Annotated in this window: 7 protein-coding genes; 5 read left to right on the plus strand and 2 right to left on the minus strand. The window is 71.2% G+C overall.

Annotated elements, in window-relative coordinates:
* The first annotated feature begins 74 nt into the window (after positions 1 to 74).
* A complete protein-coding gene (locus ACZ5GT_RS32410) occupies positions 75 to 6,005 on the plus strand; it encodes an AAA domain-containing protein (RefSeq protein WP_469033433.1) in 5,931 nt (1,976 codons plus the stop codon).
* Between the two features lie 66 nt (positions 6,006 to 6,071).
* Here ACZ5GT_RS32410 and ACZ5GT_RS32415 read toward each other — a convergent pair whose 3' ends face one another.
* A complete protein-coding gene (locus ACZ5GT_RS32415; protein WP_469033434.1) occupies positions 6,072 to 8,243 on the minus strand; it encodes a UvrD-helicase domain-containing protein in 2,172 nt (723 codons plus the stop codon).
* A 181-nt stretch (positions 8,244 to 8,424) separates the two neighbouring features.
* Between ACZ5GT_RS32415 and drmA the strand changes: the two genes are divergently transcribed.
* The 4 genes from drmA (at position 8,425) to ACZ5GT_RS32435 (ending at position 16,728) form a co-directional block, all read left to right on the plus strand.
* Positions 8,425 to 12,249, plus strand: coding sequence for a DISARM system helicase DrmA (gene drmA / locus ACZ5GT_RS32420; RefSeq protein ID WP_469033436.1), 3,825 nt, complete (start codon positions 8,425 to 8,427; stop codon positions 12,247 to 12,249).
* Entirely contained in the window at positions 12,246 to 14,138 is a 1,893-nt protein-coding gene (drmB, locus tag ACZ5GT_RS32425; RefSeq protein ID WP_469033439.1) for a DrmB family protein, read from the plus strand. The genes drmA and drmB overlap by 4 nt, the downstream gene beginning before the upstream one ends.
* The gene (gene drmC, locus ACZ5GT_RS32430; RefSeq protein ID WP_469033440.1) at positions 14,135 to 14,899 is read left to right on the plus strand and encodes a DISARM system phospholipase D-like protein DrmC; all 765 of its coding nucleotides are present in this window, start codon (positions 14,135 to 14,137) and stop codon (positions 14,897 to 14,899) included. The genes drmB and drmC overlap by 4 nt, the downstream gene beginning before the upstream one ends.
* 701 nt (positions 14,900 to 15,600) lie before the next feature.
* The gene (locus tag ACZ5GT_RS32435; RefSeq protein WP_469033442.1) at positions 15,601 to 16,728 is read left to right on the plus strand and encodes a glycoside hydrolase family 5 protein; all 1,128 of its coding nucleotides are present in this window, start codon (positions 15,601 to 15,603) and stop codon (positions 16,726 to 16,728) included.
* Positions 16,729 to 16,847: 119 nt separating this feature from the next.
* Here the strand turns inward: ACZ5GT_RS32435 and ACZ5GT_RS32440 are convergent, their stop codons facing one another.
* Positions 16,848 to 17,696 carry an IclR family transcriptional regulator gene (locus ACZ5GT_RS32440; protein WP_469033445.1) on the minus strand — a complete coding sequence of 283 codons (849 nt, stop codon included), beginning with the start codon at positions 17,694 to 17,696 and terminating at the stop codon, positions 16,848 to 16,850.
* Positions 17,697 to 17,778 lie beyond the last annotated feature (82 nt).

Genomic DNA, 17,778 nt, shown 5'->3' on the forward strand with positions numbered 1-17,778 from the left:
AGCTTGAGGTGGCCGGGCGTGATGTCGCTGAACGGGTCACCAGGTGGCCCTCGGTATCCAGTGGGGTGGGGCGTGTGAGTCAGGACGAGAGCGTGCTGGGTGACGGTCTGCGATCGGTCGGTTCCGTCTTCCAGTACGACGACGGCCTGTACGTACGGGTGGACGAGGTCGCGCCGTACGAACTGGCCGACCCCGACGACAGCCACGGCCACCGGCCGGGTGACGACCTGGTGCGCTGCACCTTGCACCTCAGCAACGGCACCGGACGGCCCGTCGACGTGGACGGCATCACCCTGCTGGTGCGCGGCGGGCCGTACGGCAAGACGGCCCGTCAGGTGCAGGACTACCGCAGTGATGTGCTCGACGACGAGCTGGAGGGAACCCTGCGCGCGGGACGCAGGATCTCCGCGACCTGGGCCTACAGCATCCCTGCCGGTACCACCGACGAGTTGGACGTCGAGGTCCGTTTTCCGCGTGACCATGGCCGCGAGAGCGTCACTTTCACCACGGCCACGGCCACGGTGTCGACCTCTCGCCTACCGGCAGACTCGGGAGCCGAGCCCGTGCGCGACGCCACGCTCGACGCCGTACCCGACCAGCCGGCCGGCCCCCCGCGCCAGGTCACGCAGGCCCCCGCGCCCCATATGTCCGCCGACGAACTCGACGCCGCACGAGTGCGGCAGATCTTCCGGTTCCTCGCCGAGGCGGAGGAGTCGAAGACGCGCCCGGTGCGCACGCTCGACGGCGCGGCCGGCACCGTGTGGTTCGACGAACTGCCGGACGACGACGGCGTCCAGGTGATGATCGACGGCGTGCTCGGCACCGATGAACCGGCCTGGCTGACCGTGGCCCGCCCCGAACGCGAGGACGCCCCCCACCCCGACGCGCTGCTTGCCCCCTGGCTGGACGACACCCGCATCCGCGACTTCAAGCAGACCCGCGCTCCGCACCTGCGCCGGCGCATCGAACCGGAGTTCCCCGACTGGTCGCACGGCATCCCGCTCGACAAGACCTACCACGAGCTGGAAGAGCACCCCCAGCGGGAGAAGATCGAGAAGCTGTACGCGGCCTGGGAACAGGAATGGCTCGCCTGGGCGGAGCGGCGCCGCGCGATCGACCCCCTCGTCCGGCTGTACGACCGGCTGCACAAGATGCACGAGGACGCCGCCAACCTCGGTGAGGCCTACGAACTCGTGCTCGGCCTGGGCCGGCTGACCTGGCAGACGACCACGGGGCAGCGGGTGGAACGGCACCTCGTCACCCACCGGGCCAACCTCCACCTCGACCCGTCCACCGGCACCCTCACCGCCACCCCCGACCCGACCGGCGCCGGCCTGGAACTCGAGGAAGGCATGCTCGAGGGCGCCCAGCACGTGCCCGGCCCCGTGCGGGAGGAGATCGTCCAGCTGCTGGAAGGCGCCTCGGACGTGACGGACCCCCAGCACCTCGACGCCGTACACACCGCCCTGCGCAGCTGGGTCAACGCCGCGCACAGCGCCGGAAGCTACGCGCCGACCGTGGAACGCGCCAAGCCGCGCAGCCTCGAGGTCCCGCAGGTGGGACTCACCCCCGCCCTCGTGCTGCGGGAACGCAGCCGCCGCTCGACCATGGACGCCCTCAAGGCCATCGCCCGGCAGATCGACGCCGGCACCCCGCCCACCGAACTGCTCAGCTACATCGCGGGCCGGGACGGCGCCCTCACCGCGCGAGACCTCGCCGCGGCGGAGGGGGACGGCAACGACCCGGCGAACGACAGCGCCGAGATGTACTTCGCGCTCCCCGCCAACGAGGAGCAGCGCACCATCGCCGAACGCCTGCGCGCCAACCGGCTCGTCGTCGTCCAGGGCCCGCCCGGTACCGGCAAGACGCACACCATCGCCAACCTCGTCACGGACCTGCTCGCCCAGGGCAAGCGGGTTCTCATCACCAGCCACACCCCGCGCGCCCTGCGCGTGCTGCGGGACAAGCTGCCGGAGTCCGTCCGCGACCTGTGCGTGAGCCGCACCGAGGACGGCGCCGCCGCCCAGCGGGAGCTGGAGGCGTCCGTGACCAGGATCCTCAGGGAGTACGCCGGCTACGACGAGAAGGCCTCCGCCAAGGAGATCAAGACCCTGCAGGCACGCCTCGCCAAGGCCCGCGCCGCCCAGCAGGCAATGCTGCGCGACCTCGCGGTGCTCCGCCAGCAGGAGACCCACCGCTTCGAAGCCGAGATCGGCGACTACAGCGGCAGCCTCCAGGAGATCGCCGAGCGCCTCACCGCGGAGACGGCACGACACGACTGGCTCGGCCCGGTCCCGCAGGAGCAGCCCGCCCTAGGCGCCGACGACGCCCTGCGACTGCTGCACGCCACCTGTGCGTACACCCCGCACCACCAGGCGCTCGCGGCCGATGTGCCCGGCCCGTCCGAGCTGCCGGCACCCGGTGACTTCGAGGAAGCCGTGCGGGTCGTACGGTCGGCCGAGGACGCACACGCCGCCGCACGCCAGGACCCGCTGTGCGCGGAGTACGACACGGCCGTACGGAGCCTCAACGAGACCGAACAGCAGCGGCTGTCCGCGGCACTGGACGCGTTCTCCGCCGCCCGGGCCCGCGCCGCGTCACTCGCCGCACCGGCCGGCGACTGGGCGACAGCGCTCCTGAAGCAGGTGACCGAGGGCCAGGACTGGCAGGCCCGCAGCCGCCGGTCCGCCGTCACCGAGACGCTGGCGGCCGTCGAAGCCTCCCTCGCCACGCTGGGCACGGCCATGGTCAGCGGCCTGGAGCAGTACGCCCCGGCCACCGCGCTCGCCCAGGCCACCGCCCTGCACGACGGACTCGGCCAGGGCCAGAAGCTGCGCGGGCCCCTCGGCATGCGCTCCAAGCTGGCGAAAGCGGTCGGCGCGTTCGTGGAGGCGGTACGGGTCGACGGACGCAGCCCCGAGGACGTCCCGACGGCGGCCGTCGTCCTCGCCCGTGTGCAGCTCGAACTGCGCCTGGCCCAGGTGGAGTCCGAATGGGGCACTCCCGCCTCCGCCTGGCACGGACACGGCCCGCGCCTCGCCCGGCTGCGTCAGGACGCCGAGGTGCTGGACGCGCTGCTCGCCGTCACCGCCGCGCGCACCGATGTCCTGACCGCCGCGGCCACCTCGCCGTCGCTCGCCGTCGCCACCTGGCACGACGCGCCCGTCGAGAACGCCGTACGCGCCCTGCTGCGGGCGGCGACCACCCTGCGCGCCGCCGAACAGTCCCGCAAGGTCATCGCCGACGCCGAGGAACTGCTGCGGGCCTGGAGCGACCGGCCCGGTGTCGCACCCGCGGTCGTACGCGCCCTCGACGCCGTGCGCGACCGGGACCCCGACCGCTACCGCTCCTTCAGCGACGAGATGGCCGAGGTGCGCGAGGCCACCCGGCTGCGGGCCGAACAGCACGCCGCGCTCACCCGTGTGAGCGAGGCCTTTTCGGCCCTCGCCGAGCGGATCACCGCCACGCACGAGGACACCGCCTGGGACACCCGGCTGCCCTCCCTCGCCGAGGCGTGGGCCTGGTCCGCGTGGCGCGAGCGCATGGAACGGCTCACCGACCCCGACGCCGAGCGCGCCCTGCGCACGCGGCTGACCGAGGCCGACGACGAGGCCCGCATCATGCTCGCCCGGCTCGCCGCCGCCCGCGCCTGGCACCGCTGCCTCGGCCTGCTCACGGGCGACCAGTCCCGGGCACTCAGCGCCTACCAGCAGGCCGCCCGGCGGATCAAGGGCAAGTACCAGCACCGCTACCGGCGTGACGCGCAGGCCGCCCTGCGCAAGGCACAGACGGCCGTGCCGGCCTGGATCATGCCGCTGCACCAGGTCGCCGAGACGGTGCCCATGGACCGGCCCGGCATGTTCGACGTCGTCATCGTCGACGAGGCCAGCCAGTCGGGCCTGGAGGCCATGCTGCTGAGCTGGCTCGCCGACCGGATGGTCGTCGTCGGCGACAGCAAGCAGGTCAGCCCGTCCAACGTCGGACTCAAGCAGGACGAGTACTTCCACCTCAGGGACCGTCTGCTCACCGCGCTGGAGCCGGACGTCCGCAGCCTCTTCGGCCCCGAGTCCAGCTTCTTCGACCTCACCGAAGCGCTCTCGGCGGGCCGCGGCACGCTCATGCTCAAGGAGCACTTCCGGTGCATGCCGGAGATCATCTCCTTCTCCAACGACCTCTGCTACAACCGTGACCTGCTGCCGCTGCGGCAGTACGGCGCCGACCGGCTGCCCCCGGTGCGCACCGTGCACGTCGAACACGGCGAGGCGCTCGGCGCCAACTCCCGGCTGGCCAACCCCGCCGAGGCCGAGGCGCTCGTCGACGCGATCGTGCGCTGCTGCGCCGACCCCGCCTACGACGGGAAGACCATGGGCGTCATCAGCCTCCGTGGCGCCAAGGCCCACCTCACGGAGCTGGAGAACCTGCTCGCCGAGCGCGTCGACTACGAGCAGCGCGAGGCGCGGCGCATCCGCGTCGGCGACGCCGAGGACTTCCAGGGCGACGAGCGGCACGTCATGTTCATCTCGTGCGTCAACTCGCCGTCCACCGCGGCCGGTTCCGTCCCCGGCGGCTTCAACGGCAAGACCTACGAGCAGCGGATCAACGTGGCGGCTTCCCGCGCCCAGGACCAGGTGTGGGTGTTCCACAGCGCGCGCGCCGGGCAGTTCCACGAGAACGACCTGCGCAGGCGGTGGCTCGACCACCTCGCCCGGCCGGCGGAGGAGGACGCCGTCGCGATCGAGGGCGAGGTCCTGCCCGACGTCAGACACGAAGCGTTCGACAGCCTGTTCCAGCAGAAGGTGTACCTGGAGCTGACCGCGCGGGGCTACCGGGTCCGGCCGGGATACCGGGTGGGCCGCCACACCATCGACCTGGTCGTGGAGGGCGGCACGCGCCGGCTCGCGGTCGCCTGCGACGGTGACGCCTTCGCCGAGGGCGAGGACGCCTCCACCGCGGCCGCCAGACAGCGCGACCTGGAGCGCGTCGACTGGACGTTCGTCCGGATCCGGGGGAGCAGGTTCCACCTCGACCGCGAGCAGGCGCTGGCGCCACTGTGGGCCGAGCTGGAACGCCTGGGCATCGAGCCGGCGCGGGGAGCCGAGGAGCCCGGCAGCGCGGCCGGCACGGGAGGCGCAGGTGCCGAGCCGGCCGACGGGGCGGCGTCGACCGAGCGGCAGAGCGAGGAGCAGAACGAGGAGTCGGGCGGCGAGGACACGCCGACCACGGCCACCGCCGTCCCCGGCGCCGTGGCAGTGAGCACCGCCGTGCCGGGCGTGGTGCCCGTGACGACTGCCGTCACTGACGTGGTGCCCCCGGCTCCTGCCGCCCCCGACGCGAGCACCGGGATCACCCCCGCCCCCGACACGCTCACCGCGCCGCATCCCGCGGACCCGCGCGTGTCACCGCGTGGTCCGGTCCGGGAGACGACGCCCGCTGCCCAGCAGCCGCCCGCGGTCGTCTCGCAGGCCGACGCTGCCACCGGACCGTCCGCGGACGCTCCGGCCCGGTCGGCGGGTCCTCGGACGGCGCTCACCTCCGCCGGGCGGGTCCCCCTCCCGGTCCGGGACATACCCGCGGCGGCGTTCCAGCGGCTCGTGCGCGAGGTGCAGCAGTTGCAGGCGGCCCTCGACGCTTCCGACGAGACCCCCGCCGGGGCGGAACCGGCGCAGCTCGTCTTCCTCAGGAAGACCCAGGCCGACCAGCGTGACCGGCGCACGAAGCGCCTCGCGTTTCTGCGGACGTTCCTCGACGCCGTCGGCGTCGGCCGCGAAGGAGCTGTCCCGGACGTCGTGATCCCGGGCTCGCTGCTGGTCCTGGAGTTCGACGGCGACATCGACGAGGACACCCTGTACACCATCGCCGAACTGCCCACCGCGGAGGCGGACATCGTCTCCCCGTCGTCTCCCCTGGGGCATGCGCTGATGTGGCAGCCCGCCGGCCGCGAGATCTCCTACGACGCGTCCCAGGGCAAGACCCGCACGGTCACCGTGCGGGAGATCCGGGTCTGAGCACGCCGACAGCAGCCGGCCCTGTCACGCGTACCGCACGGTCCGGGTGACAGGGCCTGATGCGTCTCAGCCGGCGACCGGGTCCAGCAGATGGCTCCGCTCTCCGCTCCATGAGATGGCCAGCGCGTCACGTGCCCGGGTGCAGGCCACGAAGAGCAGACAGTGCTCGGCCAGCAGATCGGAACGGTGCTGTACGGCGTCCTCGTCGGCCGGTGTCACCTGCGGCGCGAAGGGAAGCACGTTCGACGTCACACCCACGACGGCCACGCAGCGGAACTCCAGTCCCTTCATCGCGTGCATCGTCGCCACCCGGACACCCGACACCTCCGGCCCCGGGTCGTCCCTGACCGCGACCGCCGGGACGCCCTCCCGGCGCAGCCGCGCGATGACGGCGTCGACCAGCGTGTTGAACCGGGCGCACACCGCCACCTCGGAGGGCTTGACGCCGTCCTGGTCCACCCAGACGCGGATCTGTTCCACCAGAGCGCGCAGCTCGTCGTCCTGGCTGGCGTGGCCCCGGGCCGCCGGTACGCGGCCGTGCAACTCGGACCGGTAGCCCCGCAGCGAGTCACGGCCGCCGTCATCGTCGTCGTCCTCACCGAGCCGGCCCACCGGCTGACCGTCCAGGAGCGACGCCGACCAGCGCAGGATCTCCTCCGTACTGCGGTAGTTGACGCGCAGCCGGGACGTGCGCCCGCGCACGTGAACGCCCAGCGAGCGGAGCGAGACCCGGCAGTCGTAGATGCGCTGGTGGGGGTCGCCGACGAGGAACAGGTCGTCGCCCTGTTCGGCGACGGCGGCGCGCAGGACCCGCCACTGGGCCGGGTGCAGGTCCTGCGCCTCGTCGATGACGACATGACGGTAGCGGGGCCCCTCGTCGGCCAGGATCCGGGCGGCCTGGTCGCAGAGCATCGTGTACGTCGCCGAGTCGCGCGAGGCCAGGTCCTTGGTGAACCGTTCCATGACCCGCCACAGGCGCGCCCGTTGCACCCGTCCCACCTGTGTGCCGCGCCCCTTGCGCACGCACCGCAGGTACTCCTCGGGAGTCCGCAGGCCCTGGGCCAGGACGACGTTGCGGAACTCCTGGGACAGGAAGCGCTCCGACCACGGCAGTTCCTCACGCGCGGCGGCACGGGTCCAGGCGCTTTTCTCCGCTGCCGCCGACAACGGCTTCGGAGAGCTGCCCCGTGACTCCCGTATGACGCGGGCGGCCAGCGAGTCGACCGTGGTGACGTCGACCCGGCCGAGGAGGTGGGCGTCGGCGTCGCCGAGCAGCAGGGCCAGGCTGTCCCGCAGGGCTGCCGCCATGGCGTTGGTGAACGTGGTGAGCAGGATCCGGTCGCCCTCGCCTCCCGAGCGCAGCAGATGCCGCACCCGGTGCAGTGCGACGACGGTCTTGCCGGTGCCCGGGCCGCCCGTCACCTGAGCCGGTCCGTTGAAGCCGGGGTGGTAGGCGTACCGGCGCTGGGCGGGGTGCAGGAAGACGCGCCAGCGGGTGAAGTCCTCGGTGAGGATCCGCTCCAGCTCACCGGGACCGGTGACCTCCACCATGCGGTTGGGCGTGTTGAGGATCGCCTCGCTGAGGGTGACGGCCGGGCGGTCCTCGGCCGAGCGTACCGTCTGCCCGCGCGGAGCGATCAACTGCTCCCAGACGTCCTCGGGCGAATAACCGGCCGCCAGGTACTCCAGCACCTCGTACTGGTCCGCGGGCATCATCGGCGGAGCCATGACCGTCAGGTCGTCGGCCGTGACGCACACCCGCGCCAGCCGCAGGACCTGCTCGTCGACGCCCAGGTCGCGCAGCACCGTGTCGGAGTGCCGGGCGAACAGACGGGTCGGGGTCTCGACCGCCTTCGTCTCGAAGTAGGTCTCCATCTGTTCGAGCGCCTCGACATTGCGCACTTCCAGTCCGCCGGTGGCGCCGTTGACCGAGTAGGCGCGCTTGCAGGCCCAGTTGATCGCCTCGTCGTGCGCGGCGACCCGCAGCAGCGTGTACAACTCGCTCCCGTCGTCCGGGGCGAGAAGAACACCCCGGTAGAACCTGGTGATCCGGATCGTACGGATCCGCGGGTCGCGCGCTCCTTCGAGCTTCTCCAGGTGCATCCCCTTGCTGGCGTGCAACTGAGGCACGGTCATGCTCCGGAACATCTGGATGGCGTCGTTGACCTCCTTCTGGACCGGTCTCTGCAGAGAGATCAGATCCGCGACGAAGTCGTCGGAGAGAGCGAGGCGGGGCATGGGCGTCCTCGGGTCACTTGCGGGCGGCTGGCGAGCACCAGACTAGAGACTGACCGGGATACCGAGGGACGAGGCTGCCGATACTCGTTGTGTGAACTGAGTCAACGACCTATATTTTGGTGCTGTCACACCGACGGCGCACGCCCGCGCTTCCACGGACCAGTCCGAAAGGACCCACCGCATGCCGGCCCAGCCTGCCCAGGCCGCTGTCCCACACCCGCTCGACGAGGTTCCCCAGACGTTCCGCGCGGGGGATTCCTACGCGGTCCGGGACGCACTCGTGACATACATCCGCCGGGATCTGCTGGGGCCCTGGGACGGTGAGACGGAGACCCTGCCCAGTGCCTCGTCCGGGCCACGCGACCGGTATCTCGTCGGCATGCTCGGTCCGCGCCCCGAGGCGGTCACCACCGATCGTATCGCCCGTGCGGCCGCGCAGAGCGCGGACGGCGAGTCCGGCGACGAACAGGAAGGTGATGACAGCGACTTGCAGGAACGGCTGAGCCCGCAGGCCGCCGGGCACATCTGGGCCTCCTCCATGGGCTTGTCCTTCACCGTCCCGGCCTCCGTCGGCACCCTCACCGCCACCGTCCGCTGGGGGCGCTACACGCAGTCGGAGGAAGCCACCGAGCGGGGGACGACCCGCAGGGTCTGGTCACGTGAGCCCGTCGAGCGGCTGGTGGACATCGACGTGACCGGCGGGGCCGACCGTGCCGTCGAACTCGACGGGGAAGCCGTGATCCTGGACGTCCAGGTGCGCCGGCACACCGGCCGTACGGGCGCCGAGGACCTGCGCATAGTCGAGCTGGCCCTGGTGAACCGGCAGCCGGACAGCCGTGACGCCCGCGACGCCAACTGGCTCTTCCAGACGGAGGTCGACGTCACCGCCTTTCCCGACGACCAGGCCGCGGTGTTCCTGCCGGTCGATGACCCCCTCGACGCGTCCGGCCCCGGCAAGGCACCCGAGGACCCGGAGGAACGGCGGCTTCGCCTCCTCTACCGCGACAGCCTCAGCCACGCCAAGGGCCGCAACGTGGCCGTCCACGCACACGTCCGCGACGGCGAGCGCAACGCCCACCGCCTGACCACCGTCTGGCTCCCCGGGTACGACGTGAGGGCCACGACCGCACCGACACTCGAGGAACAGGACCTGCTCCAGGGCCTGGAACTGGGCATGGATGAACTGGCCGCGCTGGCCGTGCCTGACCGCAGGTCCGAACTCAGCGCCGCCCTCGCCCCGCTGGCCGACGGGTACGGCACCTGGCTGGAACAGCAACGCCGCGCCGCCCGTTCGCTCCCCGACGACCTGCGGGAATCGGCCGAGGCCGCGATCGAGCAGGCACTCGAGGTCTGTGACCGCATCACCCTCGGCATCGACCGGCTCGTGGCCGACGACACCGCCCTGACGGCCTTCCGGTTCGCCAACCGGGCCATGGCCCTGCAGCGGCGCAACACCGCCGTCGCGGCGGCCCGCGCGGGCCGTGAGAACGACCCCGTCTCCTATCGGGAAGCCCGGGAGCAGGTCTACGGCAAGGGCAAGGAGGCGGCCAGTTGGCGTCCGTTCCAGCTCGCCTTCGTGCTGCTGAACCTCGCCTCTCTCACCCAGCCCGGGCACCCGCACCGCGGCACCGGCCGCAGTGCCCTCGTCGACCTGCTGTTCTTCCCCACCGGCGGCGGCAAGACCGAGGCGTATCTCGGCCTCGCCGCCTACACCTTCGCGCTCAGGCGCCTTCAGGGGACGATCGGCTCGGGAGCCGACGCCCGCAGCGGCGAGGCCGGGGTGGGGGTGCTCATGCGCTACACCCTGCGGCTGCTGACGGCTCAGCAGTTCCAGCGTGCCGCCGCGCTGGTGAGCGCCTGCGAGGTGTTGCGTCGCGAGGAGTTCGCCGGGGACCGGCGCTGGGGAGCCACTCCCTTCCGTATCGGACTGTGGGTGGGCACCTCCGTCTCGCCGAACTGGTTCGACGAGGCGAAGGAACAGATCGCCGAGGCCAAGGAGAGCGCCAGTGACAAGCACGCCCGCGTTCTCCAGGTCCTCACCTGCCCCTGGTGCGGCAGCGGACTGACCGCCCGCTCCAACATGGAGTACGACGAAGGCCGCCGCAGGATCCTGCTGTACTGCCCGCGCGGCGAGGGAGAGGACCGCTGCCCGTTCTCCCGTCGCGACGCGCTCGGAGAGGGCATTCCGGTGCTCACCGTCGACGAGGAGATCTACCGGCTGGCGCCCTCGCTGCTGATCGCCACGGTCGACAAGTTCGCCCAGCTGCCGTGGAACGGCTACGCGGGCCTGCTGTTCGGCAGGGTCACCGAGCTCTGCCCCCGCCACGGTTACCGTCATGACGACCTGGACGCCAAGACCGGCTGCGGCAGCCGGCACAACGCGAAGGGCGACCTGCCTCGTGTCACAGCCCAGCCGGTCACCCGCCTGCGGCCGCCGGACCTGATCATCCAGGACGAGCTGCATCTCATCTCCGGAGCCCTCGGCACCACCGTGGGCCTCTTCGAGGCCGCCGTCGACCAGTTGTGCACGTGGAGCTTCACCGACGCCCACGGACGGCGCCAGGAGACCGGCCCCAAGATCGTCGCGTCCACCGCGACCACCAAGCGGGCCGCCGACCAGGTGCGCGGCGTCTTCGGCCGCGATGTCGCCGTCTTCCCGCCCCAGGTACTGGACGTCGGCGACACGTTCTTCTCCCGGCAGGTGAAGCTGAGCCGAGAGAACCCCGGGCGGCGCTACCTCGGCGTATGCGCGCACGGCACGCGGCTGAAGGCCGCCGAGATCCGCGTCGCGGAGATCCTGCTGCTCGCGGCACAGCAGCTCTTCGACGACTACGGCAGGCCCGCGGACCCGTACATGACTCTTGTCGGCTACTTCAACGCGACCCGCGAACTCGCCGGCATGCGACGGTACATGGACGACGACATCACCACTCGGGTGCGCTCCAACGGCAGCCGCAAGGGACAGGACACGCTCTCGGAGCGCATCGTCAGCAAAGCGGGGATGCTGAGCATCCAGGAGCTGACCTCCCGTATCTCCTCGGCCGACATCGGGGCCGCGCTGAAGCGGCTGGAAATCGAGTTCGACCCCGAGCGTGACACCTCGGTTCGACGGCGGGCCTTCATCCGCGAGTACGCGGCCGCCATGAAGGAGAAGCGCGAGCCCCGCGCGTCGATGACGCCGAGCGTCCGGCAGGCCGTCGACGTGGTCCTCGCCACCTCCATGCTGCAGGTCGGTGTCGACGTCTCCCGCTTCGGCCTGATGCTGGTCGTCGGCCAGCCCAAGAACACCGCCGAGTACATCCAGGCCTCCTCCCGGGTCGGCCGTGATGCCGGACGCCCGGGCCTGGTGGTGACCCTCTACAACTGGTCGCGCCCCCGCGACCTCGCGCACTACGAGGACTTCGAGCACTATCACGCCACTTTCTACCGCCAGGTGGAAGCACTCTCCGTCACCCCGTACACCCGCCGCGCCCTCGACCGGGGCGTCGCCGCCACCTACGTCGCCGCCCTGCGGCACGCGGCCTACGACACCTCCCGCAACCTCGACGCCCACCACGTGGACCTCGACGGACCGCTGGCGCAGGATGTCGAACGGCGGTTCCTGGAACGGGCCGAGCGAGTCGGAGGCGACCGGTCGCGCCAGTACCTCAGCGAACGGCTGGACCGGCTGAAGGACGAATGGCGCCGCAAGCGGGACGAGAGCAGTTCGGCGCTCGGCTACCGCAAGGAAAAGCACAAGACGACCGTCGTGAACGGACTGCTGAGGCGGGCGGACGGGTCCCGGTGGACCGAACTCACCGTCGGAATGTCGATGCGTGAGACGGAGAACGAGATCAACCTCCTCCTGCCCGGCGGCGGCGCGTTCCTGGAAGAACCCTCCGGTACCGGTCCCGAATGGTCGTTCGGCGTCTCCGGGACCGACCCCGACCCCGACGCGGTGATCACCGTGGACAGCGACGAGTACGGTCCCGTCACGGCTGACGTGGTCAGGAAGGCACAGCGATGAGCAACCATGGCAACCGCAGGGTCGGTGCGGTACGGCCGAGCCACCTCATGTTCACCGCCGGTGTCGGCGCCCTGGTCGACCTGCCCAACTTCTCCGTCCTCATCCGGGGCATCGATGCCTGGAGCCACTCCGGCGTCACCGACTACGACATCGACGAGCCCCGGCTCCGCGCCGCCGTCAACCGCGCCCTCCAGCGCTACGGACGCGGACAGGTCGAGCAGTTGCGTGCCGCTCCCTGGCTCGAAGGCGCCGACTCGGACCCCAAGGGCTGGGCGGCTCAGGGAGTCGGCGTGCCCGTCATGCCCTTCCCGCAGTGGCTGCGCTGCACCGCGTGCAACGTGCTGGCCGCCATCGACTCCGGTGAGTTCGCCTTCGTCAACTCCAACGCACGGACACCGCACGAGGCGAAGTTCGTCCACGACTGCAAGCGGGGCAAGCCGCTCGCCGTCGCCGCGCGCTTCACCCTCGTCTGCACGGCCGGCCATCTCGACGAGTTCCCGTACACCGCGTATGTCCACCACGGGCAGGCCTGTGGCAAGACCGTGCGCCCGAAACTGCGCATGAAGGACCACGGCGGCAACCAGGCCGCCAATGTCACCATCGAATGCGTCGCCTGCGGCGTGAAGCGCAACATCCGGGAGGCCATGGGCGAGCGGGGCCGCCGCAACCTGCCCGCGTGCCGCGGACGCCACCCGCACCTGGGCACCTTCGAGTCGAACGGCTGTGCGCAGGAACCGGTCCTGATGGTGGCGGGCGCCTCCAACCAGTGGTTCCCGCTCACGCTCAGCGCCCTGGCCCTGCCCAAGGCGCAGGGCGGGGACGTCGACAAGCTCCTCGACGACCACTGGCCCGACATCCAACTCATCGAGGAGCGAGGACAGTTCGACTTCATGGCGCGCATGCCCAAGTTCGCATTTCTGCAGGAGTTCGACGCCGACGCGGTGGTCGCGGCCATCGCGGCGCGCAAGCAGGGGACGGCCGGGCCGGCTCCGTCCGCGCCCGATGTGCAAGCCGACCTCTTCGGGCCGGAATGGGACGCCCTCTCCGGCCCCGTCCCCACTCCCAGCGACGACTTCGCACTACGGCAGGTCCCGGTGCCGCCCCGGCTGGGCGAGTTCTTCGCCGACATCAGGCAGGTCGAGCGGCTGCGCGAAGCGCGGGCACTGATCGGTTTCACCCGGCTCGACGCGCCCGACCCGGAATCCCCCGAGATCGCCACGCGCGTCGAACTGTCCCGCGGTGCCCGGGACTGGGTGCCGGCGAGTGAGGTGCGCGGTGAGGGTGTATTCCTGCGCGTGCGGGACGATCTGATGGCCGAATGGGCCGCCCGCATGGAGAAGTCGCCGCAGATGGAGGCGCACCGAGAGGCGTACGCACGATTCCGCGAGAACCGGAGGTCGGACCGGAAGAAGGGCGACTTCGACCCTCACTACGGCTGGCCCGGATCACGGTACATCGCCCTGCACACCCTCTCCCACCTGCTGATCCGCGCCATCGCCCTGGAATGCGGCTACAACTCGGCCTCGCTCGCCGAACGGATCTACGCGGGAGACGAACAGAACCCCAGGACGGGCATCCTCATCTACACCGCGGTTCCGGACTCCGAGGGCACGCTGGGCGGTCTGGTCTCCCTGGCCGAGGAGCGCGAATTCGACCGGATCGTGCGCCGGGCCCTGACCGACGCCGGCCACTGCTCGGCCGATCCGCTCTGCGCCGAGCGCCTGCCGCACGACCCGGCGGACTTCCTGCACGGAGCCGCGTGTCACGTCTGCCTGTTCGTGTCGGAGACGACGTGCGAACGCGGCAACCGGTTCCTGGACCGTCGGTTCCTGGTCCCCCTGGCCGGGGACAAGGAAGCGGTGCTGACGCCGACCGTCCTGCTGCCGTGAGCCGACCCGAGTTCGAGGCCGCGGCCGAGGCGGCCGTCGCGGTCCTCGGCCTTTCCCGCAGCAAGGACCTCGTCGGGCTGCTCGCCCAGGCGCGATCCAGGGAACGAATACTGACCGAACTGGCGACACCGCGGGTCGGCGAGGCCGTGGCGCGGCTCTGCGACGCGATGGAGTCGGATTCGGTGCCGCCGGCCGAGGCGGCTGCCTATCTGCGCGGGTACGTCGCCGCCCTGCACCGGGCGCGGGACATGGTCCGGGTCCGCACGGTGTGGAGCGGACCCTCTACTCCTGCCGTACCCGTCCGCGCCACCGCCCAGGTGCTCGTCGAAGTCATCAACGCGGCTCGACATGAACTGCTGGCCATGACGTACGCGGCGCGTCCCTACGCCGCCCTGACACAGGCACTGACCCAGGCCGCGGACCGGGGTGTGCGGACGCACATCGTGGTCGAGACCCTGGCCGGCGCCGGCGGGCTTCTCTCGGGAAGGGAGCCAGCCGACGCGTTCACGTCGGTGCCCGGACTGAGCCTGTGGGCGTGGGCCCGTGACCCGGTCCGACAGGCCGGATCACGCCAGCACGCGAAGCTCGCGGTCGCCGACCGCCACACCCTCTTCCTCGGCAGCGCCAACCTGACCGAGTCCGCGGCCCGGCGCAACATCGAAGCCGGTGTGTTGATCACCGGTGGGGAAGCACCGCGACGCGCGGCGGAGCACATCGCCGAGCTGCAACGCCTGCGGATTCTGGTGCCGTTGCAGCTCTGAGCGAGGGCACCGGTGCTTCGCTCGCCGGCAGAGCAGGGCCCTCGGCAACGGCGAGGGCCGACCCCGGCCCGGAGCGGGCTCTGGCCGTCGCTCACCAGGGCCGGACATGCCCGGTCGGCGCTTCGGCCCGCCGCTGGATCCATCGCACGCAGCCCGACCAGACGTCCTCGTCCGGTCCTCGCGGTCTGGCCGCGCCGCCGGCTCCGCTGACGGACCATCGCGAGCGACTGACTAAAGCGGTTTAGCAAAACGAATTCCCCAGCTGCTAAGTCAGTAGTGATGTCAGAGCTGTTGACCTCTGAACCGGATCAGTGCTTCCATCGGCTCCGCGTCCGCACCGTGGACGGGTCGCGCTCACCCCTGTGCGTCGTCGGCCCGAGTGCTGCTCCCACCCGAAATCCGGAGGTATCCGTGGCTCTGCTCCCCAGCAGCTCGGACAACGTTGTCAGGCCGTCGGTGGCCGGACGGCGGCTACGCCTCCCGGGAACGGCGATGACCGTGTGAGCCGCGGCGCGGACCACGACGGAGTCGCTTCACCGGGACCGACGGTCCCGTCAACTCCGTTGCACGGCGGGCCTGCTGCGGGGCCGCGCGGCGCGCACGGCCGCCGCGTCCGCTGAGCCGGCCCGCCCCCGATCGTCCACGCGTGGGGTGTTCAACGGGACGCGCCCCACGCTCCCCACACACCATCGGGAGACACGATGAGAGATCGCCGCTCGACCGCGAGGAGCCGCTGGGCCGCGGGTGTTCTCGTCCTACTGCTGGGCCTGGTCGGCGCCCTGCTCGTGCCGGGCGCGGTGTCGGCAGCGCAGTTGACGCCGCAGGGGACGTCCGTCTCCGGGCAGACCGCCGCCGCGGCCGCCGCCGCGCTGCCCGCTCGGCTGCGCGGAGTCAACCGCTCAGGTACCGAGTTCATGTGCGTGCAGAACAGGGGCATCTTCGACGGGCCCTCCGACGCCGCCTCGATCCAGGCCATCACGAGCTGGCGCGCCAATACCGTCCGGGTGCCGCTCAACGAGGACTGCTGGCTCGGCATCAACGGCGTCAACTCCGCGTACAGCGGCACCAATTACCGCACCGCCATCTCCGGCTTCGTCTCCCGGCTCCGCTCGGCCGGGCTGTACGTCATCCTCGAACTGCACTGGAGCAGCGGCGTCTACACCGGCTCCGGCTCCAACTGCTCGACGTACGCCTCGCAGTGCCAGAAGCCCATGCCCGACAACGACCACGCCCCGGCCTTCTGGAAGTCGGTGGCCGGCACCTTCAAGAGCGACCAGGGTGTGCTCTTCGACCTGTTCAACGAGCCCTTCCCGAACATGGTGATGTCCGACTACAACGCCTCGTGGAAGTGCTGGCGCGACGGCGGCTCGGCGTGCACCGGCTTCAGCTACACGGTCGCCGGCATGCAGACCCTGGTCAACGCCGTGCGGTCCACCGGGGCCACCAACTACGTCATGGTCGGCGGCATCAGCTTCTCCAACGACCTGTCGCAGTGGCTGACCTACGCGCCCTCCGACTCCGCCGGGAAGCTCGCCGCTTCCTGGCACTCGTACAACTTCAACTACTGCAACACGCAGAGCTGCTGGGACTCCCAGATCGCGCCGGTCGCCGCCAAGTACCCGCTGGTGGTGGGTGAGATCGGCGAGAACGACTGCGCGCACGGCTACATCGACACCCTGATGAACTGGCTGGACGCCCGCAGCCTCAGCTACCTGGGCTGGACCTGGAACACCTGGGACTGCAGTTCCGGCCCGTCGCTCATCACCGACTACAGCGGCACCCCGACCGCCTATGGGCAGGGGCTGAAGAACCGCCTCGCCTCCGGCTGACCGGAGCGCGAGTTGGGGGGCCGTGCCGGATCACCGGCGCGGCCCCGGCGCCCGGCGAGAGGGTGCGAGAGGGCCACGGCTCCGCGTCGACGACGGGGCCGTAACCATCTGACGTCTCGTCAGCCATGCCTGGGCGGCTGGGTGTTCGCGCGGAGGGAGGGGAGAGGAGGTGTGTGGGGCGCTCCCGTGTGGCCGTTGGTGCTCTCGTAGCCCAGGGCGCGGGACAGTTCCAGGGCGCAGCGGGCGGTGGTCCGTCCGGCCGCGTCGAGCCGCTGCCCCATCCTGCCCTTGGGGGCGCCCATGTTGATCGCCGCGATCACGCGTCCGTGGTGGTCGCGGACCGGCGCGGAGACGCCGACGAGTCCGGCTTCGAACTCCTCGTCCGCCGTGGCGTAGCCGCGGGAGCGGATGGCCTGGATCTCCTCCAGCAGGTCGTCGATGGTACGGATGCGCTGGCTGGCGGGCATGTCGGCGAACTGCTTCTCGGGGAACCACGCGCGCAGCACGGGCTCTTCCCAGTCGGACACCAGGACCCGGCCGGCCGAGGTGTGCAGGGCGGGGACCATGACGCCTTCCCAGCCCAGGCTGCGGAAGGCGTGCGTGGACGACTCGCTGACCAGGGTCAGGACGCCGTTGCCGCGAAGCACGCAGAGGTGGACGGTCTCGTAGATCTGCGCGACGAGCCGGCGCAGGAAGGGTTTCGCGACGTAGGCCAGCCTGGCCTCGCCGGTGCGGGCGGCCAGGGCGTAGAACCGCCAGCCGATCCGGTAGGCCTGGGTGTCCGGATCCCGGTCCACCAGGCCTTCCTCCGCGAGGTTGGCCAGGGCGCGGGAGACCTGGCTCTTCTCACGTCCGGCGATCTCCGCGATCCGGGTCACCCCCAGACCGCCCTGGGTGTGGGCTTCCTGGCCCGCGAGGACTTCGAGGAGATCGGTGTCCCGGCGCAGCCCTGACGTCGGACGTGCCACGATAAACCCCTTTCTGTTGCAGCATCGGCAACTCTAGTTGTCCAGCATGTTACGCGCCCCTACCGTTCAGGCCACCGATCGG

The sequence above is a fragment of the Streptomyces sp. NPDC031340 genome (assembly GCF_055569945.1).